Here is a 24453-nt window from a genome sequence, read left to right as displayed (position 1 = left end):
AAGGGCCGGCGCAAGCGCCAGCCCGGAAAGTTTATAGGAGAGGATGCCTGAAAGGCCTTTCCTATGTGCGCTGCAGCAGGTCATTTTGCAAGTGCGAAAAGAATCGGGTGGTTGCAATTTTTGCATCTTGCCATTTGCCGCGTTTTCCTGCTCATTGCAGGTCAGGATGCTTGAACCGGGGAAGCGCGCCGTTCGATAATGACAGATGATGCGACGCAGCGGACCGGCTTATAGAATTTGACGATTATGCGCAGATTGCCGCCTCTTACGGCCCTGGAGGCCTTTGTTCAGGTTGCCCGTCTTGGCTCGGTCAAGGCGGCTGCCGAAGAACTCGCCCTGTCGACGCCGGCACTCAGCCGTCGCGTCCAAGCGCTGGAGCGGTTCATCGGACGCCCGCTGTTCGACCGCAAGCATCAGGCGCTGGAGATCAATTCCGAAGGCCAGCGGCTGCTCGACGACATCGCCCCGGCGCTGGATTCGCTCAGCCAGGCCCTGGAGAATATCCAGAGCGGCGGCAACCAGTTGCGCCTGCGCCTGGCGGTGATGCCGCTGTTCGCGACGCAGCGCCTGTTCCCGCATCTGGGCCGGCTGCGCCAGCAGCATCCGCAATTGCATATCGACATCGAGACGACACCCCATGCGGTCGCGCGGCTGGGCGAAGGGCTGGACGCGGCGATCGTGCTGGCCAGCAAGGATATCGACCCGGCGCTCTATGCCTATGAGCTGGACCATGAGCAGGTCTATCTGATCGGCCGGCGCGAAATGGTGGAGGGCCCCAATGCGCTGGCATCGCCCAGCGAACTGGCGCAGCAGACGATCCTGCTGCATCGCGACATGGCCCTTTCCTTCGACGCGTGGAAGGACGTGGCGGGCATTCCCGACCTGCAGCCGTTGGCGATCGACAATTATGATTCGGGGCAGCTGATGCTGGAAGCCGCCGCCCAGGGACTGGGCGTGGCGGTCATGCATGCCAGCCATTTCGAACAGTCGGGCGACCCCCGCCTGATCCGGCTGTTCCCCAATATACGCTGCGACAGCCCCTATCGCTATTATTTCGTCTGTCGCCCGCGCGCGTTGCAGACCCGGTCGGTGCGCATCTTCCGCGATTGGCTGGTGGCGGCAAATATCTGAATCCACGTAGAAAAAGCGGCATGGATTGAAATCCCTGCGACTTTTGCCGAGCGCTCCCTTAACCTTGATCGGGCGCCTCCGTTATAAGCGGCATGACTGGATCAACCACATCCACCGCCGGCTCGCACCATGGGCTGACCGACCGCCTTTCCCGCTGGGCCCGTGGCCTGTCCGGCAAGCCGGACGAACCGCAGGTGGAGAGCGAACCGCGCGCGCGCGCCGGCAGTGCGGCCAGCCGCGAGATTAATCGCCGCCGACGTCTCTATGAGGAGATCGGCGAATTTCTATTCGCCCATGATCTGGACCTGACGCCGCTTAATTTCGGCGTCGCGCTCGACTATCTGACCGGCGCCAGCATCGGCGTGGAAAAGGCGGTGCAGGCAGTGCTGATGGAGCGCGGCAAGATCAGCAACGCCTGGATGGAATCGCTCGCCGCCAGCCAGCGCTCGGACGAGGTGACGCCCGACGCGCTCGCCTCCATGCTCGACAAGGTCGAGGAAAATCTGGACGAATTTACCGGGCTGATGACCGAATCCCGCAATTCGGCCAAGGATTATGGCGCGGCATTGCAGGAACAGGCCAAGGGCCTGGCCGCCGGCGCCGACAATGAGCCGATCCTGGCACGGCTGGTCAGCCTGACCCGGTCGATGGTGGAAAAGACCCGCCAGGTCGAAACCCAGCTGCGCGAGAACCAGAAGCAGACCCAGGCGCTGAAATCGAGCCTGGAGACCGCGCGTCGCGCGGCCGAGCATGACCATCTGACCGGTCTGCCCAATCGCCGCGCCTTCGAGGGCGTGCTGCGCGAGGAACTGAAGCTGGCGAAGGAAGGCGACGAGCAATTGTCGGTCGCCTTCTGCGACATCGACCATTTCAAGCTGGTCAACGATACCCATGGCCATGAGACCGGCGACCGGGTGCTGAAATTCGTCGCCGGGCTGCTGGCCAAAGCGTCCGATGACCGCTGCCATGTCGCTCGCCATGGCGGCGAGGAGTTCGTCATGCTGTTTCGCGGCAAGACGGCGGCCGAGACCTGTGAGGCGGTCGATGCGGTGCGCGAGGATCTGGCCAATCGCAGCCTGGTCAACCGCACCAATGGCGAGCGGATGGAGCGGGTGAGCTTTTCCGCCGGCGTCGCCAATGTCCTGGCCTATGACGACCCGCGCGCGGCGCTGAAGGCCGCCGACCGGGCGCTCTACCTGGCCAAGGAACATGGCCGCAACCGCGTCTATCTGGCGGCCGAAGCGGACTAGGCCGCTTCGTGCCCGTGCCCTTTAGAAATCGGGCTTTTCATAATGGGTCGGCGGGGTGATGACTTCCATCCGTTCGGACAGGAGCGGACGGAAGGAGGGGCGTGACTTGAAGCCGGCATACCAGCGCTTGACCGGCTCATGCCCGGCCCAGTCGATGCCGCCCAGATAATCCGCCACCGACAGATGCGCCGCCGCCGCGATATCGGCGAGGCTGAGCGTACCGCCGGCCATCCAACTGCGATGGTCGAGCAGATAGTCCATATAGTCCATATGGACGTTGGCCCGGCGCATCGCTTCGCGCAGGACGCGGGCGTCGGGCGAGACGCGCTCGATCAGCCGCTTCTTCATCCGCTCATGCAGCAGCGGGCCGACGACATCGCCGTAGAAATTCTGGTCGAAAAAGGCGGTCAGGCGCCGCACTTCCGCGCGCCCGGCAGCCGTGCCGGAGATGAGCGGGAATTTTTCGACCGTTTCCTCGAAATATTCGCAGATCGCCTGGCTGTCGATCAGCGTGACGCCCTTTTCCTGATCGACGACCACCGGGGTGGTGCCGGCCGGATTGAGATCCAGAAACTCGTCGCGCATTTCCCAGGGAGATTCGCGCACCAGATCATAGCCGATGCCTTTCTCGCCAAGCAGCAGACGGACCTTGCGGGAGAAGGGACAGAGCGGGAATTGGAAAAGTTGCCACATATGATCTTCTGTTAGGCCGGGGCCGCGCGCCGGGAAAGGCGCAAAAACACAGAAACGCGGCGAAACGCGCATCGCCCCTTTAAGTCGTGCTGCGCGCCTCCTACAACCTGCTGCAAGCGCATGGAATTTAGCGCACAGGAAAGGATAGCTGGATGTCTGACGATTTCTTCCCGGTTCCCTCCCAATGGGCCGCCCAGGCCCTGTTGGACCGGGAAGGCCGCGCGGCCGATTATGCACGCTCGATCGAGGACGCCGACGCCTATTGGCTGGAGCGGGCGCAGCGGCTGGACTGGATCACGCCGCCGACCAAGGCCGACGAAAGCAGCTTCCACGAGGCGGATTTCGGCGTGAAATGGTTCGCCGACGGTGAACTGAACGTCAGCGCCAACTGCATCGACCGGCATCTGGCCGAGCGCGGCGACCAGGTCGCGATCATCTGGGAACCCGACAGCCCGGACGCCGATGTGCGCCGCTACACCTACAAGCAGGTGCATGAGGAAGTCTGCCGCCTTGCCAATGTGCTAAAGGACGCGGGCGCGCGGAAGGGCGACCGGATCACCGTCTATATGCCGATGATCCCCGAGGCGGCCTTTGCCCTGCTCGCCTGCGCGCGGATCGGCGCGATCCACAGCGTCGTGTTCGGCGGCTTTTCGCCCGAGGCGTTGGCCGGGCGTCTGGTCGATTGCGATTCGACCATCGTCATCACCGCCGACGAAGGGCGCCGGGCCGGCAAGACCGTGCCGCTCAAGGCCAATGTCGACGCCGCACTGGCCGAAGCACCCTGCGTCAACAAGGTGATCGTCGTGCAGGCGACCGGTGGCGCGGTGCAGATGCGGGAGGGGCGCGACATCTGGCTGCATGAAGCCGCGGCGCAGGTATCGGTCGACTGCCCGCCCGAACCGATGAATGCGGAAGACCCGCTGTTCATCCTCTACACCTCCGGCTCGACCGGCAAGCCCAAGGGCGTGCTGCATACGAGCGGCGGCTATCTGCTGTGGGCCAGCCTCACCCATGAACTGTGCTTCGACTATCGGCCCGGCGACATCTGGTGGTGCGCCGCCGACATCGGCTGGGTCACGGGCCACAGCTATATCGTCTACGGCCCGCTGGCGAACGGCGCGACGACCCTGATGTATGAGGGCGTGCCCAACTGGCCGACCCCGGCGCGCATCTGGGAAGTGGTCGACAAGCATCAGGTCCACACCATCTTCACCGCGCCCACGGCGCTGCGCGCGCTGATGAAGGAGGGCGACGATTATGTGCATTCGACCAGCCGCGCCTCGCTGCGCGTGCTGGGTACGGTCGGCGAGCCGATCAATCCGGAAGCCTGGCGCTGGTATCATAGCGTGATCGGCGAAGGCCGTTGTCCGATCATCGACACCTGGTGGCAGACCGAGACCGGCGGCGCGATGATCGCGCCGATGCCTGGCGCCACCGACCTGAAGCCCGGCAGCGCCACCCTGCCGATGCCCGGCGTCATTCCTCAGATATTGGATGGCGATGGCACGGTGCAGGAGGGTGCGACCGAAGGCAATCTGGTGATCGCGGGCAGCTGGCCGGGCCAGATGCGCACGGTGTGGGGCGACCATGACCGCTTCTTCCAGACCTATTTCACCACCTTCCCCGGCAAATATACCACCGGCGACGGCGCGCGGCGCGACGCCGACGGCTATTACTGGATCACCGGCCGGGTCGACGATGTCATCAACGTGTCGGGCCATCGCATGGGCACGGCCGAGGTCGAGAGCGCGCTGGTGCTGCATGAAAGCGTCGCCGAGGCCGCGGTGGTCGGCTTCCCGCACGACATCAAGGGCCAGGGCATCTATGCCTATGTGACGCTGAACGCGAATGAGGAGCCGAGCGACGATTTGCGCAAGGATCTGGTGAAATGGGTGCGGACCGAGATCGGCCCGATCGCCACGCCCGATGCGATCCAGTTCGCGCCCGGCCTGCCCAAGACGCGTTCGGGCAAGATCATGCGCCGCATCCTGCGCAAGATCGCCGAGGGCGAAGTGTCAGCGCAGGCGCTGGGGGACGTTAGTACACTTGCCGATCCGTCGGTTGTGGATAATCTGGTCGCCAATCGTCAGGGATAAAAGACACGCCGGATAAGGACCTTATCGCCACCGTGCGTATCCTTTCGACATAGCTGGGCCGTGCGGGCGGGGTAGCGCGCGCAGGGCCCAGGCGAGACTTCCGTAAAAGGAGCAGCCCATGGCCCGTTACACGTCCGTCGCCCGCCTGTTGCACTGGATCATCGCGATCCTGATCCTGGTCAATCTGTGGCTGGGCTTTACCCATGACAGCCTGCCCAAGGAATGGAAGGTGATGCCGGTCCACAAGTCGATCGGTCTGACCGTATTGGCATTGACGATCCTGCGCATCGTCTGGCGGCTGGGGCACAAGCCGCCGGCGCTGCCGGCCGCGATGCCGGGCTGGGAGAAGCTGGCCGCCAACCTCACCCATTTCGCCTTCTACGCCTTCATGCTGATCGTGCCGCTGTCCGGCTGGATCATGTCGTCGGCGGGCGAGCGGCCCTTGAACTGGTTCTTCCTGTTCGACGTGCCGAAATTCGGCGTGGCCAAGGGCGATGCGATCGTCGGCATATCGCACGAGGCGCACGAGCTGATCCCCTGGCTGTGGAGCGCGCTCATCATCGTCCACATATTGGCGGCGCTGCGCCACCATTTCATGCTGAAGGACGGGGTATTGCGGCGGATGCTGTGATTGACCCATTCCTCCCCGGCACGGGGAGGAATATTACACCATCTCGCCGGCGAGCAGGCGCGGGAGGGCGCCGGACTGGCCGCGGGCTTCGGCCATGAAGCGGTTCTTGAGCAGGCTGGTGCGCTGCACGGCGGCAAGACCGGCGCGGCGGACCAGCGAGGGCAGCTTGCCGGGAATGTCGAACAGGCGGACCAAGCCATCCATCGCGACGCTGGTCATCATCGTGTCGAGGCCGCGCCAGCGCTGATAGCGGGCAAGCAGCTGCGCATCGCCCGGATCGAGGCCGAGGCGCATGCCTTCGACCAAGACTTCGACCAGCGCCGCCACATCGCGGAAGCCGAGATTGAGGCCCTGTCCGGCGATCGGGTGGATGGCATGGGCGCTGTCGCCGACCAGCGCGAGGCGGGTGTCGGTGATGCGCGCGGCATGATGGAAGCCGAGCGGATAGGAGGAGCGCGGGCCGGCCAGGCTGATCTCGCCCAGGAAGCCGCCGATGCGCTTCTGCATTTCGGCGAGCCAGGCGCGTTCCGACAGCTTGAGCATCGCCGGCGCCTGATCGGTGGGCACGGTCCACACCACGGCGGATCGGGTGCCCGGCAGCATCGGCAGCAGCGCGAGCGGACCGCCGACATAGAAGATTTCATAGGCGGTGTTGGCGTGCGGCACCTCATGGTCGATCGCGGTGACCATGGCGGTGTGCTTATATTGCCAGCGGGTGGTATTGATGCCCGCCGCCTCGCGCGTGGGGCTGTTGCGCCCTTCCGCCGCGACCAGCAATGCGCCGTGGATCGTCGCACCGCTTTGCAGCGTCAGGGTGACGCCATCAGCATTGCGATCGACATGGACGGCGCGATCGGGCTGGAAGATGGTGAGGTTTTCGACCTCGGCGGCGGTCTGCGCCAGCGCGACGCGCAGGTCGCGATTGGGGAACATCGTCCCCATCACGCCATCATCCGCGTCCGGCACGAAATCGAGCGCGCCCGGCTCCAGCCCGTCGCTGACCCAGATACGGTCGATCGGGCAGCCCTTGCCCTCCAGATGCGCGCCAACGCCGATCGCCTGAAGCATGGCATGGCTGGTCGAGCTGATCGCCGAGACACGGCCATCAAAACCGGCGGCCGTGGCCTGCACGGGGTCGGCCGGATCGATCACGGCGCATTGCACGCCATGGCGCGAAAGAGCGATGCCCAGGGTGAGGCCAACCAGGCCCCCACCAAGAATGACGACGTCGAAGCGTTGCATGGGCATCTGTCTAGGCGCTTGCGAGCGCTTTGAAAAGCATCGCCCCCGCTTTCGGGGTGAAAGCGGGGGCGACAAATTGTCTCAGGTGAGCGGCTCTAGATCAAAGAGTGCGGACCCAGCCGGCCGGATCGGCCACGCTGCCGCGCTGGATGCCGGTCAGTTCGGCGCGCAGGCTTTCGGTGACCAGGCCGCCATCGCCATTGCCGACGGTGAAATCGCCGTCGGTGCTCTTGACCGTGCCAATCGCCGTGACGACCGCAGCGGTGCCGCAGGCGAATGCCTCGCGCAGCTTGCCGCTGGCGGCGTCGGCACGCCACTGGGCGAAGCTGTATGGCTCCTCGCGCACCTCATGCCCCTTGGCGCGGGCGAGGCTGATGATCGAGTTGCGGGTGATGCCGGGCAGGATGGTGCCGGTCAGCGGCGGGGTGACGATCGAGCCGTCATCCATGACGAAGAAGACGTTCATGCCGCCCAGTTCCTCGACCCACTTATTCTCGGCGGCGTCGAGGAAGACGACCTGGTCGCAACCATGCTTGATCGCTTCCTTCTGCGCGACCAGCGAAGCGGCATAGTTGCCGCCGCACTTGGCAGCGCCCGTGCCGCCGCGCGCGGCGCGGGTATAATGTTCCGACACCCACAGGGTCACGGCCTTCTTGCCGCCCTTGAAATAGGCGCCGGCGGGCGAGGCGATGACGCAGAAAATATATTCGTTCGACGGGCGCACACCCAGGAAGGCTTCGCTGGCGAACAGGAAGGGGCGCAGATAGAGGCTGCCCTCACCCGACGGGATCCAGTCCGCGTCAATCTTCACCAGCTGCTCGACCGCTTCGAGGAACATGTCTTCCGGGATCGCCGGCATCGCCATGCGTTCGGCGGACTCGGCGAAGCGACGGGCATTTTCCTCCGGCCGGAACATGGCGACGCTGCCGTCGGCCAGGCGATAGGCCTTCATCCCTTCGAAGATTTCCTGGGCATAATGGAGCACGGCGCAGGCCGGATCGAGCTGGAACGGCTCGCGCGGACCGACGCTGTGGCTGTGCCAGCCCTGCCCCTCGGTATAGCGGATGGTGACCATATGGTCGGTGAAGAGCCGGCCGAAGCCCGGATCCTCCAGAAGTACCGCGCGCGCGTCCGCCGCCACAGCCTTGCTGCTGGGGGTAACGGTAAAGCGCGACTTCTGTTCGACGTCCATGGTGAGTCTCCTTATGCGTTGGACGGGGGCGCCTATGTCACATCCGGCCCCGCGAAACAATTGGTCATATATACTGACCAATTTTGGAATAAAGAGCCAAGGCGCTGTCGCTGGCCTCTTCCCGTCCCAGCGCGCGCCCTGTATCGCATGCGCCATGCACTTCTTTTCGGACAATGCCACCCCGATCTGCCCTCAGGTGATGGCCGCCATCGCCGGCGCGGACCATGCCGACCATGGCTATGACGGCGACGCGTGGAGCGCGCGGCTGGACGGCGCCTTTTCCGACCTGTTCGAAACGCCGGTGAAGGCGCAATGGATCGCTACCGGCACGGCGGCCAACAGCATCGCGCTCGCCTGCCTGTGCCCGCCCTATGGCGGGGTGATCTGCCATGAGGAAGCGCATATCGTGGTCGACGAATGCGGCGCGCCGGGCTTCTACACCCATGGCGCCAGCCTGATGGCGCTGCCCGGCGTCGGCGCCAAGCTGTTGCCCGATGTCGTGGAGGCAAGGCTCAAGGCGATCCGCCCCGACGTGCATCAGGTGCCGGCACGGGCGATCAGCATCACCAATGCGACCGAATATGGCATGGTCTATACGCCGGACGAGGTCGCGGCGCTGGGCGAGATCGCCAAGGCCCATGGGCTGGGCTTCCACATGGACGGCGCGCGCTTTGCCAATGCGGTGGCGCATCTGGGCTGCGCGCCGGCCGATGTCACCTGGCGGGCGGGGATCGACATCCTTTCCTTCGGCTGCGTCAAGAATGGCGGCATGGTGGGCGAGGCGCTTCTGTTCTTCGGCCCCGAACGCGAGGCGCGGGCAGCGGAAGCGGCGCGCTGGCGCAAGCGGGCGGGCCATCTCTTTTCCAAGGGGCGCTACCTCGCCGCGCAGATATTGGCGATGGTCGAGGACGGGCTGTGGCTGGACAATGCCCGCGCCGCCAATGGCGCAGCGCAGGCGCTGGCGCAGGCCGCGGCCGGGCGGCTGATGCACCCGGTGGAGGCCAATGAGCTGTTCGTCTGGCTGACCCCGGCGGAAGCGGCGACGCTGCGCGCGCAGGGCTTCGATTTCTATGACTGGGGCGAAGGTGCAGCGCGGCTGGTGACCAACTGGTCCCAGGATGCGCAGAGCGTCGCGCCGCTGGCCGCCGCGATCCGGGCATTGGGGCATCATGACGCCTGACGACAGGGCACGGCGCGGGATGGAGCGGGGCGGGATGGAGCGGGGCGGCATCGCCCTGCCCTTCATACTCGTCACCCTGATCTGGAGTTCGACCTGGATCGTGATCCGCGACCAGTTGGGCAGCGTGCCGGCCAGCTGGTCGGTCTGCTATCGCTTCCTGCTGGCGGGCCTTGCGATGGCCGCGTTCGCGCGGATGCGCGGCGTGTCGCTCAATATCGGGCGGAGCGGCCTGGTCTTTGCCGCATTGCTCGGCACGGCGCAGTTCGTGCTCAATTTCAACTTCGTCTATCGCGCCGAAGTCTATCTGACGTCCGGCGTGGTGGCGGTGGTCTATGCGATGCTGCTGATCCCCAACAGCATCCTGGCCTGGATCTTCCATCGCCAGCCGGTCAGCCGGGCCTTCATCGGCGGGTCGGTGATCGCGACGGCCGGCATCGCCATGATGCTGGTGCATGAATATCGCTTTGCCGGGATCGACCCGGACAAGGTGGTGCTGGGCGCAGCCTTTGCCTGTGCCGGACTGATGAGCGCATCGACCGCCAATGTGATGCAGGGCATGGAGATCGCCCGCCGGCTGCCGATGATCGCGGTGCTGGCCTGGGCGATGCTGATCGGCGCGGGAATCGACGCCGCCTTTGCCTGGATCACCACCGGGCCACCGGTGATCGAGCCGCGGATCGGCTATCTGCTGGGCATAGGCTGGCTGGCGCTGGCGGGATCGGTCGTCACCTTCCCGCTCTATTTCGGACTGATCCAGCGCATGGGCGCGGGTCGGGCCGCCTATACCAGCGTACTAATCCCGGTGATCGCGATGCTGATCTCCACGGTGGTGGAGGGCTATCGCTGGAGCGGGCTGGCCGTGCCGGGCGCGCTGCTGGCGATCGCCGGGATGGTGATCGCGCTGCGGGCCAAGACCAGAGCCTGATCGCCATCGGTGGAAGCGCTTCGCGCTTTCACCGATGGCGTGAATCAGGCTCTATTCTATGATTCTAGAGCCTGACGCCGCCGGGCTGGTAGCGCAGCTTGGCCATGTTGAGGCGGGCGATCAGGCTGCTGAGCGATTCCGGCGCGGGGGCCGCGCGATCGGGCACGGACATGGCGTTGATGCGGTCACCGAGCGTGGAAACAGTCTTGTCGATGCTGGTCATGACACACCCTTGTTGATGCGGTAATCCCGCTTTCGGCGCACGCTGGTTAACGGGGCGTAAACCATGCGACGAACCGATCAGCAAGGCTGATTTTCTTCCACAAGACAGGCCCTTAGACCTTCGACATAGGTGGGGTAAAGAGGTTTCCAATCAAGCAGCCGACGCGCCCGGCCATTGGCGACACGGCGGTTTTCGGCATAGAAGGCCAGCGCCTGGGGCGAGAGGTCGGCCTGTTCCAGCGACAGCAGCGGCGGTAGCGGCTGGCCCAGCAGTTCGCAGGCGGTGGCGATCACGTCATTCTGGGCGCAGGGCCGGTCGTCGGCCAGATTATAGGCACCGGGCGGGCCGTCAAAGGCGGCGATGATGCCGCCGACGATATCGTCGACATGGACGCGGCTGAACACCTGTCCGGGCAGGGCGACACGGTGCGCCTTGCCGGCCCGGACGCGATCGAGCGCGGAGCGGCCGGGACCATAGATGCCGGGCAGGCGGAAGCGACGGACATCGGGCCGCAAGGCACCCCAGTCGAGATCGGCGCGGGCGCGGGCGGTGCGGCGCCCCTGCCCCACAGGGCTTGCCTCGTCGACCCAGGCGCCGGCCGCATCGCCATAGACGCCGGTCGAGGAAAGATAGCCGACCCAGAGCGCCGGCGCGGCGGCGATCGCGGCGCCATAGCGGGTGAGGACGGGGTCATCCTCGCCCTCGGGCGGGACGGAGGAGAGGATATGGGTGGCGCCGGCAATCGCGGCGCGAACGGCGGGTTCATCGTCGAAGGCGATCGCCTGGGCATCGGCGCTGCGGCGGACGCCGGTGACCTGCCAGCCCTCGGCGCGCAGCCGCGCGGCGAGGCGGGAGGCGCTATAGCCCATGCCGAGGATCAGCATGTGCAGCATCGGCGCCCTCCCCTGAACTGGTATCAGACCGTGAAGCTCTCGCCGCAGCCGCAGCTGCCCTTGGCGTTGGGATTGGCAAAGACGAAGCCGGCGGTGAAATCATCCTCGACCCAGTTCATGGTCGAACCGATGAGATAGAGGACCGAGGCACCGTCAATGTAAAGGACACCGCCGGGGGTCTCGATCTTCTCGTCGAACTTGGCTTCTTCGGTGACATAGTCGACCGAATAGGCAAGGCCCGAGCAGCCGCGCTTGGGGGTCGACAGCTTGACCCCGATCGCGCCTTCGGGCGCCTGCGCCATCAGCTCGGCGATGCGGCCTTCGGCGCTGGGCGTCAGCATGACGGCCGCGGGGCGGGCGCGAGTCTTGGTGGTCGTCTCGGTCATCAGAGCATTCCCAGTTCGAGCTTGGCTTCGTCCGACATCTTGCCCGGATCCCATGGCGGATCCCAGACCAGGTTCACCTCGACATCGCCGACGCCGGGCACCGCGCCGACGCGCAGTTCGACTTCGCCAGGCATGGATTCGGCGACCGGGCAATGCGGCGTGGTCAGCGTCATGGTGACGACGGCATGGCCGTCGCTGGTGACGTCAACGCCGTAGATGAGGCCGAGGTCATAGATGTTGACCGGGATTTCGGGGTCGAAGATTTCCTTCAGCGCATCGATGATGCCGTCATAGAGATCGCCGCCCGGCTCACCGGCCGCGACTTCGCTGGGCTTTTGCGCCAGGAAACCGTCGAGATAGTCGCGCTGGCGCGGAGCCGCCTCCGCCTCTTCCACGCGCGCCTTGGGCGGGGTTTCCACCGCGTCGACTTCTTCCACCATGAACTTCTTTTCCTCGGTCATCCGAAGATCTTCCTTACCCGTTCAATGCCCTTGACCAGCGCATCCACGTCGCTGTCGTCGCTATAGATGCCGAAACTGGCCCGTGCGGTCGCCTCGACGCCCAAATGCCGCATCAGCGGCTGGGCGCAATGATGGCCGGCGCGGATCGCGACACCCGTTTCGTCCAATATGGTGCCGACATCGTGCGGATGCACCCCCTCCACCTCGAAAGAAAGGATGCCGGCCGAATCTTCGGGGCCAAAGACGCGCACACTGTTGATCTGGCCGATCGCGGTGCGGGCCTTGGCCACCATGGCGCATTCATGGGCGTGGATGGTGTCGAGGCCGATGCCCTGCACATAATCGATCGCAGCGGACAGGCCGACGACGCCGACGATATGCGGCGTGCCTGCCTCGAACCGGGTCGGCGCGGGGGCATAGGTGGTCTTTTCGAACGTCACCTTGTCGATCATCGATCCGCCGCCCTGATAGGGGGGCATGGAGTCGAGCAGTTCCTTGCGGCCCCACAGCACGCCGATGCCGGTCGGGCCGTAAAGCTTGTGCGCGGAGAAGACGTAGAAGTCGCAATCGAGCGCCTGAACATCGACGGCGAGGCGGGGGACCGCCTGGCAACCGTCGATCAGGATCTTGGCGCCGACCATATGGGCGATGTCGGCAGCGCGGCGGCAATCGAGCACGCTGCCGAGCACATTCGACACATGGGCGAGCGCGACCATGCGGTGCTGCGGCGTGATCATTGCGCGCATCGCGTCGAGATCGATCCGGCCATCATCCGTCAGCGGCACCACGTCGATCTGGGCGCCGACCTTTTCGGCGACGATCTGCCAGGGGACGATATTGCTGTGATGTTCGAGGGTCGACAGCAGGATGCGGTCGCCGGCCTTCAACTGCGTGCCAGCCCAGCATTGGGCGACCAGGTTGATGCCCTCGGTCGCGCCGCGGACATAGACGATCTCGCTGTCCGACGCGGCGCCGATGAAGCCGGCGACCTTGCGCCGGGCGGCCTCATAGGCGAGCGTCATATTGGCCGAGCGTTCATAGACGCCGCGATGCACGGTGGCATAGTCCGGGCCATAGGCACGGGCGATCGCGTCGATCACGGCCGTCGGCTTCTGCGCGGTGGCGGCGCTGTCGAGATAATGCCAGTCGCCGACACCGGGGAAATCGTCCCGCAGGCGCAAGCCTTGGGCGAGATCGGTCATACCAGCGTCTCCAGCTTGACGAGCGCCGCCGCCTCGAACTGTTCGCGCAGATCGTCCTGCGCGACATCGTCGAACACGCCGGCAACGAAGCCCTTGAGCAGCAGCGTCTTGGCGGTCGCCGGGTCCATGCCGCGCGAGGCCATGTAGAAGAGCGCCTGCTTGTCCAGTTCGCCGACGGTCGCGCCATGGGCGCATTTCACGTCGTCGGCATAGATTTCCAGTTCCGGCTTGGCGTTCGCCGTGGCGGTGCGGTCCAGCAGCATCGCCTTGATCGACTGGAAAGCGTCGGTGCGCTGGGCATCGCGGGCGACATTGATGCTGCCCAGATAATTGCCGGTGGCATGGCTGCCCAGGATCGAGCGGACGGTCTGGCCGCTGGTCGCGTCGGGCTGGGCATGGGTGACGCTGGTGATGATCTCCAGCGTCTGCTCGCCACCGCCGATGATCGCGCCGTTCAGCTCGAAATGGCTGCCCTTGCCAAGCGTGACAGCGAAAGTGACACGTCCAAGCTTGCCGCCGATGTTGAGCAGATGGAAATCGAACCGGGCACCGTCCGCGATATCAATGACATAGTCATGCACAGCGGTCGCGCCATCGGCCGCCTCCTGCAGCAGATGGCCATGCGCGCTTTCGCCCTCCGCCACCGTGATCCGGGTCGCGGCCGGCACCGGCCAGGCAGCGGCGAGTGCGTCAAGATCGCTGTAACGCCAGGCTTCATCCTTGCGCGTGGGGAGAGCAAGCAGGGTCACGCCGCGGTCACCTCGGCCCCAAGCACTTCTGAATAGCCTTCGCTTTCGAGCTGCAGCGCCAGTTCCGGGCCGCCCGACTTGACGATCCGGCCGGCGGCCAGAACATGGACGAAGTCCGGCTTCACATAGTCGAGCAGGCGCTGATAATGGGTGATCAGCAGCACCGCCTTGTCGGGCTTGCGCATGATCGCGTTGATGCCCGCGCCGACGGTCTTGAGCGCGTCGATGTCGAGGCCCGAGTCGGTTTCGTCGAGGATCGCGAGCTTGGGATCGAGGATCCCCATCTGCACCATTTCGGCGCGCTTCTTCTCACCGCCGGAAAAGCCGACATTCACCGGGCGCTTGAGCATTTCCATGTCGAGGCCCAGCAGCCCGGCCTTTTCCTTGGCCAGCTTGATGAATTCGCCGCCGTTCAGCTCCTTCTCGCCGCGCGCGCGGCGCTGCGAATTGAGGCTTTCGCGCAGGAACTGCAGGTTGGAAACGCCGGGGATCTCGACCGGATATTGGAAGCCCAGAAAAAGCCCGGCAGCGGCGCGCTCATGCGGGTCCATGGCGAATAGGTCTTCACCCTCGAAGGTCGCGGTGCCGCCGGTCACGTCATAGTTCGGACGGCCACCCAGCGTGTAGGCGAGGGTCGACTTGCCGGCGCCGTTCGGCCCCATGATCGCGTGGATTTCGCCCGCATTGATCTGGAGCGACAGGCCCTTGAGGATCGCCTTGCCGTCGATTTCGTTGGTGAGATTGTCGATCGTCAGCATCTTGTCTTTAGTCCTTGTGCGCGCGCTGGAGCGTCCGCGCGGTCCAGAAGGCCATGTCGCGCACGTCGCCCGGCGCGGGGAAGAGCGTGTCGATATGGCGCTTGATCGGCATATAGGGCCACCAGTCGGCGTCCGGTTCGGGCGCGCCCTTTTCCAGCAGCGCGACGACGAATTCGCTGACCGGGCCCATGCGGGCAAGGTTGGGTGCCTTCGCCTTGTGGAAGGCCTTGTCGGTGCGCAGCTTCTCGGTCATGGCGACGTCGCCCTTCTCCAGCGCATCGCGGCATTCGGTCTGATAGGCGTCGAGATCGCCGAAATCCTTGACGGCGCGGGTCTGCAACTCGCCGTCTTCCAGCTCATAATCCTCGGTCAGGATGCGGATCGCGGCGGTCCATGCCTGGCCATTGCCGACATCCTCCGCGAAATCGGCGAGGGCATCCTGGATATCGTCTTCGTCGCTCAATTGTCCGTCCTTCAAAATCTCAAATTCATCGATCGTCAAAACCAGATGCTATGCATCCGCTTGAGAAATGCTTCATCCGAAACGGGGAAACCGGAGGCATCGCCGATCACAGAATCAATACCGCATTCCGGACACATGGCTGTGCCGCCATCATCCACCCAATCATCTATCCGGGCAGCAGGGAAATTGGTGCAGCAGTAAAAGCAACCAGCCACATTACTGGCTTCCAGCTCCTGCCGATGATTAGCGCTATGAACATGCGCCTCCACCTCGGCTCCACCCTGTCGCTTTAGCTCAGCAAGCCGGGCAGCCACTGCATCCGACGCCCCTGTCACCCCACGCTGCCTTCCAGGCTGATGCCCAGCAACTTCTGCGCCTCGACAGCGAATTCCATCGGCAGTTGCTGCAGCACTTCCTTGGCGAAGCCGTTGACGATCAGGCTGACCGCGCTTTCCTGATCCAGGCCGCGCTGCATCGCGTAGAAGAGCTGGTCGTCGCTGATCTTGCTGGTGGTCGCCTCATGCTCGATCTGGGCGCTGGGATTGCGCACCTCGATATAGGGCACGGTGTGGGCGCCACACTGGTCGCCTAGCAGCAGGCTGTCGCATTGGGTGAAGTTGCGCACGCCCTCCGCACCCGGCGCGACGCGCACGAGGCCGCGATAGGTGTTGTTGGAGCGGCCGGCCGAGATGCCCTTCGACACGATGGTCGAGCGGCTGCCCTTGCCATTGTGGATCATCTTGGTGCCGGTGTCGGCCTGCTGCAGATTGTTGGTAAGCGCGACCGAGTAGAATTCGCCGACGCTATTCTCGCCGTTCAGCACGCAGGACGGATATTTCCAGGTGATGGCGGACCCGGTTTCCACCTGGGTCCAGCTGACCTTGCTATTGCGACCTTGGCAGAGCGCGCGCTTGGTCACGAAATTATAGATGCCGCCCTTGCCATTCTCGTCACCGGGATACCAGTTCTGGACGGTGCTATACTTGATCTCCGCATCGTCGAGCGCGACCAGTTCCACCACGGCGGCGTGGAGCTGATTCTCATCGCGCATCGGCGCGGTGCAGCCTTCGAGATAGGAGACATAGGCGCCATCATCCGCGACGATCAGCGTGCGCTCGAACTGGCCGGTATTTTCCGCATTGATGCGGAAATAGGTCGACAGCTCCATCGGGCAGCGAACGCCCTTGGGGATGTAGACGAAGGTGCCGTCGGAGAAGACCGCGCAGTTCAGGGTAGCAAAATAATTGTCGTGCATCGGCACGACCTTGCCCAGCCACTTCTTTACGAGGTCGGGAAATTCGCGCACCGCTTCGCTGATCGAGCGGAAGATGACGCCCGCTTCCTCCAGCTCCTTGCGGAAGGTGGTGGCAACCGAGACCGAGTCAAACACGGCGTCGACCGCGATCTTGCGGCTGCCCTTCACGCCGGCGAGCATTTCCTGCTCGGCGATGGGAATGCCCAGCTTTTGATAGGTGGCAAGAATCTCGGGATCGACCTGATCCAGCGAATCCAGCTCCACCTTCTTCTTGGGTTCGGCGTAATAATAGGCGTCCTGATAGTCGATCGGCGGGACGTTGAGCTTGGCCCAGTCCGGCGCTTCCATCTTCTGCCACATGGCGAAGGCCTTCAGGCGCCAGTCGAGCAACCATTGCGGCTCGTTCTTCTTGGCCGAGATGAAGCGGACCGTATCCTCGTTCAGGCCCTTGGGCGCAAAATCCTGCTCGATCGCCGACGACCAGCCATGCTCATAGGTGGAGGCGCGCTCGGCGGCCTCCAGCGCTTCCTGATTACGGACGGTGCTCACTTCTTCAGTCATGCCATTTCTCGTGTCAGGCTGGCGATGGTCACGTTCGCGAGCGCTTCGCGGATCGCGTTGTTCGCCAGATTCATGTGCGGACGGATGCGGCAATCCTGTTCCAGATTGCAGTCATGCGCCCCCTGTTCGCTGCATGCGGTCATGGCGATGGGGCCTTCGACCGCCTCCACCACGTCCGCCAGGGTGATCGTCGCGGGCGGGCGCGACAGACGCACGCCGCCACCGGTGCCCCGGCTCGATTCGAGCAGACCCGCCGCCGACAGCCGGCTCACCAGCTTCTGCGCGGTGGGCAGCGGGATGCCGGTTTCGGCGCTGAGCGTGGTCGCGTTCATCTTGGCCGCACCGCAGTGGCGGGCGGCGGCAGACATCAGCACGACGGCATAATCGGCAAAGCTCGATAATTTCATGCGTGTTGCGAACCATTCTCAAATCGGATCGAATCAATCCGATTGGGCATGTGGTCCCACTCGCCCCCGGAATCAAGGCATTTTTCCTACCTTGGGAGTCTGTTTGGAAAATGCGCGAAAGAGCGCATTTTCAGAGCCGCACCAGCCCACACCCCCACCCGGCCGCCCAGACATGATACCCTGATGGGCGGCCGGGTGGGGTTCAAACGAGTCGCGTGCCTCGTTTGAAGGCCGGTACAGATACGCCAAAGGCGCATTCCAAATAGCGATCAACTCAGCCGGTTGAGCACCGCGACATCGCCGCCCAGTGTGCGGCGGAGCAGAGTGAGCTGGACCACGGCGGTCGGCTCGGTCTGAAGCTGGTGCGGGGTCATGCCGATGAAATGCTTGATCTCGCGGATGAAATGCGACTGGTCGTAGAAGCTGCCATCGTCGCACAGGGCCTGCCAGCTTTCATGGTCGAGCGCGATCCGCGCGCTGCAGCGCAGGGCACGATATTTGCGGGCGAGCAGCTTGGGCGGGGCGCCATAGAGTTTGTTGGTGATGCGGGCGAGTTGGCGCGGCGACAATTCGGTCATTTCGCTGAGCACCTCGATCCGCGGCGATCCTTCGCCGATCAGCCAGCTGTCGATCGCCCGCAGGATCGCCCAGGTCGCTTCGGGCAGCGGCTTGATCCGTTCGGCGAGGAAGGACCAGGTGAGCGCGGCCATGGCGTCGCCATCCTCCATGCGCTGCAACTGGGCGAGCAGGTCGAGAAAGCCGTCATCCCGCTCCGCCGCCAGATCGCACAGGCCATCAGCCAGCTTGTCGGCGTCGCCGCCATGCAGCGCCAGCCAGCCGGCCGGCAGCAGCGACACGCCCAGCAGCCGGGTCGGCGCATCCAGTTCGAAGCGGGTCGCGCCCTGCGTGGGGCCGATCAGGCCGACGACGGGGGGCCGCTGCACCGATCCATCCTGGAAATGATAGCGCCCATCGCCCCGCAGCATCAGCCGCAACTGCGCGACATCGGCGCGGGTGACGTCGGCATAATGGTCTGCCGCCACGGAAAATATGTAGAGCGAGCCGAAATAGGGTCGGACCTTTTCCGGCGGGGTGAAATAGCGCAAGCGGACCGGGCCCTGTTCGGCATCCACCGAATAGGACAATGGCCCGCGATTATCCGGCACCACCCCCCGCGCCGCACTCAGCGGCAGATCCCAATGTTGCGGCCCCATAGTTTCACCCCAGTGGCGGCATTATGAGCGCGGCCAACGACCGTGCAAGAGCCATGACGTCACCATGACGATTTTTCGCCACAGCGTTGCAACAAAAAAATGACCCGGCAGCTTTCACTGCCGGGTCAGGAAAAGGTCTCATCAGCCAAAATGGCCTAGAGCCTTCGGGTCGCAAGACGGCTTTAAGCCCGAATCGGTGGAAGATTATTGGACAGATCGGACATCTGACGACCGAAAAGGATCGCATTCATGACGTTTTCTGTCATGAAATGACGCAAGGGAATATGTTGTTGCAATAACGCAACACGACTCGACCTGCGCAGGCACCGCTGGCATAGCGCGGCCATGTCCTATCGCCTGATCCGTCCGCTCTTCTTCTTCGCGCTCGATGCCGAGCGCGCCCATAATCTGTCGATCGCGCTGCTGCGGATGATGCCGACCCCGGCACCGCTGAAGGCCGACCCGATGCTGGCGCAGACGGTGGCGGGCATCGCCTTTCCCAATCCGGTGGGTCTGGCGGCGGGCTATGACAAGGATGGCCGGGTCGCGCACAAGATGCATGGGCTGGGCTTCGGCTTTGCCGAACTGGGCACGCTGACCCCGCTGGCACAGCCGGGCAATCCCCAGCCGCGCCTGTTCCGGCTGGTCGAGGACCGGGCCGTTATCAATCGCTTCGGCTTCAACAATGGCGGCCAGGGCGCCGCCGCCGACCGCATCGCCCGCTATCGCCGGCCGGTGGGTGAGGGTCCGGTGATCGGCATCAATATCGGCGCGAACAAGGAAGCGACGGCCGCCGGGCGCGCCAATGCCGATTATGCCACCGGCGTTACCTGCATGGCGCCGCTGGCCGATTATCTGACCGTCAATATCTCCTCGCCCAATACGCCGGGGCTGCGCGCGCTGCAGGGCCGGGCAGCGCTGGACGATCTGCTGGGCGCGGTGATGGCGGCACGGCCCGAAGGTGGCCCGCCGATCTTCCTGAAGGTCGCCCCCGATCTGGAGCCGGCCGATATCGAGGATATTGCCGCCGCCTGCATCGACCATCGGATCGACGCGCTGATCGTGTCGAACACCACCATCACCCGCCCGGCGCTGCAATCGCCCCATGCGAGCGAGACCGGCGGCCTGTCGGGCGCGCCGCTGACCGACCTGTCGCTAGGCAAGCTCAAGGATTTCCGCCGGCTGCTGGGCGACCGGTTGCCGCTGATCGGCGTCGGCGGCATCGCCAATGCGGAGCAGGCCTATGCCCGCATCCGTGCCGGCGCCTCGCTGGTGCAGGTCTATAGCGCGCTGGTCTATGAAGGCCCCTATCTCGCCAGGCGGATCAATGATGGCCTGAAGGCGCTGATGGCGCACGATGGCGTGCGGCATATCGGCGACGTGGTGGGGATCGACGCCTGATCCGTCCTTCCCGGACATGATCGAAACAAGACGGGTTGCGAAACGAAATGCGAGCTTTAGGGTGCCGGCCATGACCTCCCGCCTGACCGGCCTGCTGGCCCCCTTCGCCCTGATTGCCCCCCTTGCCCTGGCGCCCGCGACCGTACTGGCGCGCGAGCCGGTGGCGTTAAATGCCACCGTGTCCGCCGCCGATCCGCGCGCGGCCGCGGCAGGGCAGGAAATATTGCGCAAGGGCGGCAGCGCCACCGACGCGGCGATCGCGATGATGCTGGCGCTGAATGTGGTCGAGCCGCACAACAGTGGCATCGGCGGCGGCGGCTTCCTGATGCATCATGATGGCGCGAGCGGCGTGCTGGAATCGATCGACGGGCGCGAGACCGCGCCGGCCGCTGCCCGGCCCGACCGCTTCATGGGCGCCGACGGCAAGCCCCTGCCCTTCGTCCAGGCCTGGCCGGGCGGCTATTCGGTCGGCGTGCCTGGCAATCTGCGCATGGCGTGGGAAGCCCACAAGAAATGGGGCAAGCTGCCCTGGGCCGACCTGTTCCAGCCCGCGATCCGGCTGGCCGACGATGGCTTCCAGCTGGGCGAGCGCACCGCCACGGCGCTGAAGGCGTTGCAGAATATCTGGGCCGATTTCCCCGAGATCCGCAGCTATTACTGGATCGACGGGCAGTTGCCGGCGGTCGGCACGACGCTGAAGAACCCGCCGCTCGCCGCCCTGTTCAAGCGGATCGCGGCGGAAGGGCCGGACGCCTTCTATCTGGGCGAGAATGCGCAGGCGATCGCCAAGGCGGTCACCAATGCGCCCCGCAATCCGGTGCCGATGACGACCGACGATCTGGCCAATTACCAGGTCAAGGAGCGCAAGCCGGTATGCGGCCACTATCGCGTCTATACGGTGTGCGGCATGGGCCCGGCGTCGGCCGGCGGCATCACCGTGCTGCAGGTGCTGGGCATGGTCGAGCGCTTCCCGCTGGCGCAGTGGGGCAAGGATGATCCGCGCTCCTGGCACGTCATCGGCGAAGCGATGCAGCTGGCCTATGCCGACCGTGACACCTGGCTGGGTGACCCCGAATTCGTCCATGTGCCGATCGCCGGGCTGATCGATCCCGCTTATTTGAAGCAGCGGTCGGGCGAGATCCGGCTGAACAAGGCGCTCAATTCCTATAAGCCCGGCCTGCCCGCCGGGGCGCAGCCGCGCACCAGCGCCCTGCCCCAGCCGGAAAGCGGCACCAGCCATTTCGTCGCGGTGGACCGCAATGGCGACATCGCCGCCTGGACGTCGACGATCGAGAGCTTCTTCGGCAGCCAGCTGGTCGCCAATGGCGTGGTGCTGAACAATGAGCTGACCGATTTCAGCTTCACGCCCGAGAAAAATGGCGCGCCGGTCGCCAACCGGGTGGAACCGGGCAAGCGACCGCTATCGTCGATGTCGCCGACGATCGTCTATGACGACAAGGGCATGCCGATCTTCACCGTCGGCGCCGCCGGCGGCAAGACCATCATCATGCAGGTCGCCAAGGCGCTGATCGCCCATTTCGACTGGGGCCTGTCGGCGCAGGATTCGATCGCGCTGGGGCTGGAATTCTTCAATGGTGACGGGCTGGTGCTGGAACAGGGCACGTCGCTGGAAGCGATGAAGGGACCGCTGGAAAAACTGGGCCACCGCGTCACCATCTCGCGCCTGGGCCTCAAGGCCAATGCCGCCGAGCGGACCGCCGACGGCCACTGGATCGGCGCCGCCGACCCGCGCAGCCCCGGCGTATCGCTGCAGGAATAAGGCAGGCAATCATGGCGAGCGCAGCGTCGCGCTCGCCAGTCGCGCGTCAGGCGCCCTTCTTGAGGTCGAGCCCGGCGACGTTGAATTCGAACGGGAAGCGCTGATCCTTGGGGCCGACGGCGAGGTCAACCTTCAGGCTCTTCGCCTTGGCGATCGCCTCATAGGCATTTTGCGAAGGCATGATCTCGATCCCGTCCTTCGCTTCGGTCATGCGGCCCTTCCAGCGATGGGCCTTGCCGTCATCGGTGGTGGCATCGACCGCGCAGTCGGACAGGTCGCACTGGAAGGGCGCGCCGACCAGCTTCACCGTCACCGTCTTTTCGCCGTTGGACATGGGCTGGACCATCAGCACCGAGAAGGTGTCGGCGGCGGTCATGGTCTGCACGCTGTTGGCGCTGCCGATATAGGCGACCTTCTGGCCGGCGCCGGCGGTTTCATATTTCCAGACCTGGCCGATCTGATCGCGCTGGGTCGGTTCCTTCTTGTCCCCGCCCGAACAGGCGGCCAGCAGGCCGAGCATGGCGAGGGGCATGATATGGCGCATTGTCGCATTCTCCTTGTCAGGCAAGAACGCGGGGATGCGCGGGAGTTTCCGTCAGGCGTAGCGGGCCGCGGTCTCGCGGATCAGGGCGATCATGTTGGGAATGCCCTGGGTGCGGTTGGAGCTGAGCTGGTTCTTGAGGTCGAAAGGAGCCAGCGCGCCCTCGATATCGGTCGCGCCGATCTCTGTTGGGGCGCGATCCTGCACGGTCAGCAGCACCAGCGCGATGATCCCCTTGGTGATGGCGGCATTGCTGTCGGCGAGAAAATGGAGCCGGCCGTCATCCAGCACCGTGGGATAGACCCAGACCGCCGCCGAACAGCCCCGCACCAGCGTCATATCGGTCTTGAGCGCGTCGGGCATATCCTCCAGCCCCCGGCCGAGATCGATCAACAGGCGATAGCGATCATCGGCGTCGAGAAATTCATATTCTTCCTGGAGGTCGGCCAGAACGGGCATCGGGGCGGGCTGATCGGTCATGCCGCCCATATAGGGGGAAAAGCGGTGCGGGAAAGCCCGAAACCGGTCCCCAAGCGGAGGGACGCGGCTTCGCCCCTGGCTCAGCCTGGCCCTTCGACTTCGCTCAGGGCGAACGGAGAAGGGCCGTTACAGATCGACGCCGGCGGCGATGGCTTCGAGCTTGCGGATGCGTTCCTTGAGGTCGGCGACCTCGATCCGGGCGGCGGCCGAGGGCGGCGCGGCTTCCTCGCTGCGGCGGCTCAATTCCGCGCGCTTGAGGTCGAGCCAGCCGTTCCAGCCGCGCAGCGACGCGAAGGCGACGATGGTGAGGCCGGCGAGGCCGGCGGTGGCCATGGTGAGGTAGAAGAGGGGATCCTGCATGATGTCCTCCCTGTGTCCTTTGCCGCGATCAGTCGCGGTCCTTGAGCTTCTCGAATTCGCGCTCCAGCGCGGTCGAACTGTCGGTGGCGAGCCGTTCCAATACGGCAACCCGGTCCTTGAGCGCCTTCACTTCGGCGCGGAGGCGTTCGGCCTCCGGATCGGGACCGCGCTGGATGAAATCCTCGCCCTTGTGGCGGCGCACGACGCCATATTTGGCGCGGACGACGCTGGCGATGGCGGTGATCGCGACGATGGCGACGACCATTTCAAACGGATTCATGTTTGTCCTCCCTTGAGGCGCGCGGGGCGATCAGTTCGCCGGGCCGCGCAGCCGCTCGATTTCGCGATTGAGCTGATGGCTTTCGTCGGTGACGATCCGCTCGACCACGGCGAGCCGGTCCTTCATCGAGCCGATTTCGGCGCGCAGCTGGGCATTTTCCTGGCTGATCAGCTTGATGCGCTCGACCAGTTCCTCATTCTTCTGCGGATAGACCGCCTTGCCCCAGCTATTTTCCAGCGGATAGCCGTTGCGGACGCGCAGCCAGGTGGTGAAGATCCACCCGCCGATCGCCATTGCCCCGATCAGAAGCCCGCCGCCGATGATCCACGGCAGGTTGGGCATGACGAAGGCGTCTACCATGTCGGTCTTGTTCATGTCCTTTACTCCCCTTGCCGGCCAGCGTCAGCGCAGCGCGTCGATGTCGCGCGCGGTCCGGGCGGCGGGATCGGTAGCGATCCGTTCGAGGACTGCGATGCGTTCTTCGAGGCGGCTGATGCGGCCAGTCAGCTTTTCGTTTTCACTTGAAAGTAGTTCGATTTTTCGACCGGCGTCGGGATCTGTTCGATGAACGGTGCCGGTCCATTCATTTTCAACCGGATAGCCGTGCCGGGCACGGACCCAGGTGGTGAACATCCAGCCCAGCGTCGACATGGCGATGATGGCCAGAACGAAGGTCGGTCCTGCGAAATTCATGGCCTT

The 24453-nt window shown here is 64.7% G+C and carries 29 protein-coding genes; 8 read left to right on the top strand and 21 right to left on the bottom strand.

The features are described from left to right. Nucleotides 1–246 precede the first annotated feature (246 nt). Nucleotides 247–1131, top strand: a complete 885-nt coding sequence (locus DIZ22_RS18195; RefSeq protein WP_004209412.1) for a LysR substrate-binding domain-containing protein — start codon at nucleotides 247–249, stop codon at nucleotides 1129–1131. Nucleotides 1132–1223: 92 nt separating this feature from the next. Beyond that, complete coding sequence (locus tag DIZ22_RS18190; protein ID WP_048936781.1) at nucleotides 1224–2381, top strand: GGDEF domain-containing protein; 1158 nt, start codon at nucleotides 1224–1226, stop codon at nucleotides 2379–2381. Between the two features lie 21 nt (nucleotides 2382–2402). Here the strand turns inward: DIZ22_RS18190 and DIZ22_RS18185 are convergent, their stop codons facing one another. Then, the gene (locus DIZ22_RS18185) at nucleotides 2403–3074 is read right to left on the bottom strand and encodes a glutathione S-transferase family protein (protein WP_004209410.1); all 672 of its coding nucleotides are present in this window, start codon (nucleotides 3072–3074) and stop codon (nucleotides 2403–2405) included. Nucleotides 3075–3226: 152 nt separating this feature from the next. Between DIZ22_RS18185 and acs the strand changes: the two genes are divergently transcribed. Both acs and DIZ22_RS18175 read left to right on the top strand, forming a co-directional pair. Then, a complete protein-coding gene (gene acs, locus DIZ22_RS18180; protein ID WP_017502732.1) occupies nucleotides 3227–5170 on the top strand; it encodes an acetate--CoA ligase in 1944 nt (647 codons plus the stop codon). A gap of 118 nt (nucleotides 5171–5288) precedes the next feature. Continuing rightward, the gene (locus tag DIZ22_RS18175) at nucleotides 5289–5801 is read left to right on the top strand and encodes a cytochrome b (RefSeq protein ID WP_048936782.1); all 513 of its coding nucleotides are present in this window, start codon (nucleotides 5289–5291) and stop codon (nucleotides 5799–5801) included. A 33-nt stretch (nucleotides 5802–5834) separates the two neighbouring features. Here the strand turns inward: DIZ22_RS18175 and DIZ22_RS18170 are convergent, their stop codons facing one another. Continuing rightward, the gene (locus DIZ22_RS18170) at nucleotides 5835–7043 is read right to left on the bottom strand and encodes a UbiH/UbiF/VisC/COQ6 family ubiquinone biosynthesis hydroxylase (RefSeq protein ID WP_122928499.1); all 1209 of its coding nucleotides are present in this window, start codon (nucleotides 7041–7043) and stop codon (nucleotides 5835–5837) included. A 100-nt stretch (nucleotides 7044–7143) separates the two neighbouring features. After that, nucleotides 7144–8235 carry a branched-chain amino acid aminotransferase gene (locus tag DIZ22_RS18165; protein WP_004209406.1) on the bottom strand — a complete coding sequence of 364 codons (1092 nt, stop codon included), beginning with the start codon at nucleotides 8233–8235 and terminating at the stop codon, nucleotides 7144–7146. Nucleotides 8236–8389: 154 nt separating this feature from the next. Here DIZ22_RS18165 and DIZ22_RS18160 point away from each other — a divergent pair, with 154 nt between their 5' ends. Continuing rightward, nucleotides 8390–9415 (top strand): beta-eliminating lyase-related protein, encoded by a 1026-nt coding sequence (locus tag DIZ22_RS18160; protein ID WP_048936784.1) that lies wholly within the window; start codon nucleotides 8390–8392, stop codon nucleotides 9413–9415. Continuing rightward, nucleotides 9405–10340, top strand: coding sequence for an EamA family transporter (locus tag DIZ22_RS18155; RefSeq protein WP_234415689.1), 936 nt, complete (start codon nucleotides 9405–9407; stop codon nucleotides 10338–10340). Before DIZ22_RS18160 ends, DIZ22_RS18155 begins: the two co-directional genes overlap by 11 nt. A gap of 64 nt (nucleotides 10341–10404) precedes the next feature. On the opposite strand, the gene DIZ22_RS21965 is transcribed toward DIZ22_RS18155, so the two are convergent. The 12 genes from DIZ22_RS21965 to DIZ22_RS18100 form a co-directional block, all read right to left on the bottom strand. Next, on the bottom strand, nucleotides 10405–10563 hold the full coding sequence (locus tag DIZ22_RS21965; RefSeq protein WP_004209402.1) for a hypothetical protein: 159 nt from the start codon (nucleotides 10561–10563) through the stop codon (nucleotides 10405–10407). A gap of 77 nt (nucleotides 10564–10640) precedes the next feature. Next, a complete protein-coding gene (locus DIZ22_RS18150) occupies nucleotides 10641–11456 on the bottom strand; it encodes an SDR family NAD(P)-dependent oxidoreductase (RefSeq protein ID WP_122928496.1) in 816 nt (271 codons plus the stop codon). A gap of 23 nt (nucleotides 11457–11479) precedes the next feature. After that, complete coding sequence (locus DIZ22_RS18145; RefSeq protein WP_017503694.1) at nucleotides 11480–11842, bottom strand: iron-sulfur cluster assembly accessory protein; 363 nt, start codon at nucleotides 11840–11842, stop codon at nucleotides 11480–11482. Continuing rightward, nucleotides 11842–12303, bottom strand: coding sequence for an SUF system Fe-S cluster assembly protein (locus tag DIZ22_RS18140; RefSeq protein WP_010335502.1), 462 nt, complete (start codon nucleotides 12301–12303; stop codon nucleotides 11842–11844). Before DIZ22_RS18140 ends, DIZ22_RS18145 begins: the two co-directional genes overlap by 1 nt. Further along, nucleotides 12300–13505, bottom strand: a complete 1206-nt coding sequence (locus DIZ22_RS18135) for a cysteine desulfurase (protein ID WP_122928494.1) — start codon at nucleotides 13503–13505, stop codon at nucleotides 12300–12302. Before DIZ22_RS18135 ends, DIZ22_RS18140 begins: the two co-directional genes overlap by 4 nt. Then, nucleotides 13502–14254: a SufD family Fe-S cluster assembly protein gene (locus DIZ22_RS18130; protein WP_048936787.1), complete on the bottom strand. Its 753-nt coding sequence runs from the start codon at nucleotides 14252–14254 to the stop codon at nucleotides 13502–13504. The genes DIZ22_RS18135 and DIZ22_RS18130 overlap by 4 nt, the downstream gene beginning before the upstream one ends. Continuing rightward, nucleotides 14251–15012 carry a Fe-S cluster assembly ATPase SufC gene (gene sufC, locus DIZ22_RS18125; protein ID WP_048936788.1) on the bottom strand — a complete coding sequence of 254 codons (762 nt, stop codon included), beginning with the start codon at nucleotides 15010–15012 and terminating at the stop codon, nucleotides 14251–14253. Before sufC ends, DIZ22_RS18130 begins: the two co-directional genes overlap by 4 nt. Nucleotides 15013–15019: 7 nt before the next feature. Then, the gene (locus tag DIZ22_RS18120; RefSeq protein ID WP_048936865.1) at nucleotides 15020–15475 is read right to left on the bottom strand and encodes a hypothetical protein; all 456 of its coding nucleotides are present in this window, start codon (nucleotides 15473–15475) and stop codon (nucleotides 15020–15022) included. A gap of 35 nt (nucleotides 15476–15510) precedes the next feature. Then, complete coding sequence (locus DIZ22_RS18115; RefSeq protein WP_206364609.1) at nucleotides 15511–15789, bottom strand: cytoplasmic protein; 279 nt, start codon at nucleotides 15787–15789, stop codon at nucleotides 15511–15513. 17 nt (nucleotides 15790–15806) lie between these two features. Then, nucleotides 15807–17291, bottom strand: coding sequence for a Fe-S cluster assembly protein SufB (gene sufB, locus DIZ22_RS18110; protein WP_004209391.1), 1485 nt, complete (start codon nucleotides 17289–17291; stop codon nucleotides 15807–15809). Further along, on the bottom strand, nucleotides 17288–17698 hold the full coding sequence (locus DIZ22_RS18105) for an Rrf2 family transcriptional regulator (RefSeq protein WP_004209390.1): 411 nt from the start codon (nucleotides 17696–17698) through the stop codon (nucleotides 17288–17290). Before DIZ22_RS18105 ends, sufB begins: the two co-directional genes overlap by 4 nt. A 269-nt stretch (nucleotides 17699–17967) precedes the next feature. Beyond that, nucleotides 17968–18912 (bottom strand): helix-turn-helix domain-containing protein, encoded by a 945-nt coding sequence (locus tag DIZ22_RS18100; protein ID WP_122928491.1) that lies wholly within the window; start codon nucleotides 18910–18912, stop codon nucleotides 17968–17970. Nucleotides 18913–19257: 345 nt separating this feature from the next. On the opposite strand from DIZ22_RS18100, the gene DIZ22_RS18095 reads away from it, so the two are divergent. Continuing rightward, the gene (locus DIZ22_RS18095; protein ID WP_048936791.1) at nucleotides 19258–20313 is read left to right on the top strand and encodes a quinone-dependent dihydroorotate dehydrogenase; all 1056 of its coding nucleotides are present in this window, start codon (nucleotides 19258–19260) and stop codon (nucleotides 20311–20313) included. A 70-nt stretch (nucleotides 20314–20383) separates the two neighbouring features. Next, nucleotides 20384–22093, top strand: a complete 1710-nt coding sequence (ggt, locus tag DIZ22_RS18090; RefSeq protein ID WP_048936792.1) for a gamma-glutamyltransferase — start codon at nucleotides 20384–20386, stop codon at nucleotides 22091–22093. Nucleotides 22094–22139: 46 nt separating this feature from the next. On the opposite strand, the gene DIZ22_RS18085 is transcribed toward ggt, so the two are convergent. The 6 genes from DIZ22_RS18085 to DIZ22_RS18060 form a co-directional block, all read right to left on the bottom strand. Next, the gene (locus DIZ22_RS18085; RefSeq protein WP_048936793.1) at nucleotides 22140–22637 is read right to left on the bottom strand and encodes a hypothetical protein; all 498 of its coding nucleotides are present in this window, start codon (nucleotides 22635–22637) and stop codon (nucleotides 22140–22142) included. A gap of 51 nt (nucleotides 22638–22688) precedes the next feature. Next, nucleotides 22689–23123, bottom strand: coding sequence for a SufE family protein (locus DIZ22_RS18080; protein WP_048936794.1), 435 nt, complete (start codon nucleotides 23121–23123; stop codon nucleotides 22689–22691). A gap of 117 nt (nucleotides 23124–23240) precedes the next feature. Continuing rightward, nucleotides 23241–23474 (bottom strand): hypothetical protein, encoded by a 234-nt coding sequence (locus DIZ22_RS18075; RefSeq protein WP_010339237.1) that lies wholly within the window; start codon nucleotides 23472–23474, stop codon nucleotides 23241–23243. A 28-nt stretch (nucleotides 23475–23502) separates the two neighbouring features. Then, complete coding sequence (locus DIZ22_RS18070; protein WP_007708693.1) at nucleotides 23503–23754, bottom strand: hypothetical protein; 252 nt, start codon at nucleotides 23752–23754, stop codon at nucleotides 23503–23505. A 30-nt stretch (nucleotides 23755–23784) separates the two neighbouring features. After that, nucleotides 23785–24129: a hypothetical protein gene (locus DIZ22_RS18065; protein WP_004209381.1), complete on the bottom strand. Its 345-nt coding sequence runs from the start codon at nucleotides 24127–24129 to the stop codon at nucleotides 23785–23787. A gap of 27 nt (nucleotides 24130–24156) precedes the next feature. After that, entirely contained in the window at nucleotides 24157–24447 is a 291-nt protein-coding gene (locus DIZ22_RS18060; RefSeq protein ID WP_048936795.1) for a hypothetical protein, read from the bottom strand. Nucleotides 24448–24453 lie beyond the last annotated feature (6 nt).

The sequence above is a fragment of the Sphingobium sp. LF-16 genome (genome assembly GCF_003711185.1).
Lineage (GTDB): Bacteria > Pseudomonadota > Alphaproteobacteria > Sphingomonadales > Sphingomonadaceae > Sphingobium > Sphingobium yanoikuyae_A.
This window is presented reverse-complemented; position numbering and strand designations above follow the sequence as displayed.

Excerpts from the sequence above, each read along its gene's own strand:
- DIZ22_RS18155 (WP_234415689.1), top strand. The coding sequence starts at position 9,405 with ATGACGCCTGACGACAGGGCACGGCGCGGGATGGAGCGGGGCGGGATG.
- DIZ22_RS18165 (WP_004209406.1), bottom strand. The coding sequence starts at position 8,235 with ATGGACGTCGAACAGAAGTCGCGCTTTACCGTTACCCCCAGCAGCAAG.
- DIZ22_RS18095 (WP_048936791.1), top strand. The coding sequence starts at position 19,258 with ATGTCCTATCGCCTGATCCGTCCGCTCTTCTTCTTCGCGCTCGATGCC.
- DIZ22_RS18070 (WP_007708693.1), bottom strand. The coding sequence starts at position 23,754 with ATGAATCCGTTTGAAATGGTCGTCGCCATCGTCGCGATCACCGCCATC.
- DIZ22_RS18195 (WP_004209412.1), top strand. The coding sequence starts at position 247 with ATGCGCAGATTGCCGCCTCTTACGGCCCTGGAGGCCTTTGTTCAGGTT.
- DIZ22_RS18150 (WP_122928496.1), bottom strand. The coding sequence starts at position 11,456 with ATGCTGCACATGCTGATCCTCGGCATGGGCTATAGCGCCTCCCGCCTC.
- ggt (WP_048936792.1), top strand. The coding sequence starts at position 20,384 with ATGACCTCCCGCCTGACCGGCCTGCTGGCCCCCTTCGCCCTGATTGCC.
- DIZ22_RS18140 (WP_010335502.1), bottom strand. The coding sequence starts at position 12,303 with ATGACCGAGGAAAAGAAGTTCATGGTGGAAGAAGTCGACGCGGTGGAA.
- sufC (WP_048936788.1), bottom strand. The coding sequence starts at position 15,012 with ATGCTGACGATCGACAATCTCACCAACGAAATCGACGGCAAGGCGATC.
- DIZ22_RS18065 (WP_004209381.1), bottom strand. The coding sequence starts at position 24,129 with ATGAACAAGACCGACATGGTAGACGCCTTCGTCATGCCCAACCTGCCG.
- DIZ22_RS18185 (WP_004209410.1), bottom strand. The coding sequence starts at position 3,074 with ATGTGGCAACTTTTCCAATTCCCGCTCTGTCCCTTCTCCCGCAAGGTC.
- DIZ22_RS18160 (WP_048936784.1), top strand. The coding sequence starts at position 8,390 with ATGCACTTCTTTTCGGACAATGCCACCCCGATCTGCCCTCAGGTGATG.
- sufB (WP_004209391.1), bottom strand. The coding sequence starts at position 17,291 with ATGACTGAAGAAGTGAGCACCGTCCGTAATCAGGAAGCGCTGGAGGCC.
- DIZ22_RS18075 (WP_010339237.1), bottom strand. The coding sequence starts at position 23,474 with ATGCAGGATCCCCTCTTCTACCTCACCATGGCCACCGCCGGCCTCGCC.
- DIZ22_RS18060 (WP_048936795.1), bottom strand. The coding sequence starts at position 24,447 with ATGAATTTCGCAGGACCGACCTTCGTTCTGGCCATCATCGCCATGTCG.
- DIZ22_RS18145 (WP_017503694.1), bottom strand. The coding sequence starts at position 11,842 with ATGACCGAGACGACCACCAAGACTCGCGCCCGCCCCGCGGCCGTCATG.
- DIZ22_RS18080 (WP_048936794.1), bottom strand. The coding sequence starts at position 23,123 with ATGGGCGGCATGACCGATCAGCCCGCCCCGATGCCCGTTCTGGCCGAC.
- acs (WP_017502732.1), top strand. The coding sequence starts at position 3,227 with ATGTCTGACGATTTCTTCCCGGTTCCCTCCCAATGGGCCGCCCAGGCC.
- DIZ22_RS18190 (WP_048936781.1), top strand. The coding sequence starts at position 1,224 with ATGACTGGATCAACCACATCCACCGCCGGCTCGCACCATGGGCTGACC.
- DIZ22_RS21965 (WP_004209402.1), bottom strand. The coding sequence starts at position 10,563 with ATGACCAGCATCGACAAGACTGTTTCCACGCTCGGTGACCGCATCAAC.
- DIZ22_RS18170 (WP_122928499.1), bottom strand. The coding sequence starts at position 7,043 with ATGCAACGCTTCGACGTCGTCATTCTTGGTGGGGGCCTGGTTGGCCTC.
- DIZ22_RS18135 (WP_122928494.1), bottom strand. The coding sequence starts at position 13,505 with ATGACCGATCTCGCCCAAGGCTTGCGCCTGCGGGACGATTTCCCCGGT.
- DIZ22_RS18175 (WP_048936782.1), top strand. The coding sequence starts at position 5,289 with ATGGCCCGTTACACGTCCGTCGCCCGCCTGTTGCACTGGATCATCGCG.
- DIZ22_RS18105 (WP_004209390.1), bottom strand. The coding sequence starts at position 17,698 with ATGAAATTATCGAGCTTTGCCGATTATGCCGTCGTGCTGATGTCTGCC.
- DIZ22_RS18085 (WP_048936793.1), bottom strand. The coding sequence starts at position 22,637 with ATGCGCCATATCATGCCCCTCGCCATGCTCGGCCTGCTGGCCGCCTGT.
- DIZ22_RS18100 (WP_122928491.1), bottom strand. The coding sequence starts at position 18,912 with ATGGGGCCGCAACATTGGGATCTGCCGCTGAGTGCGGCGCGGGGGGTG.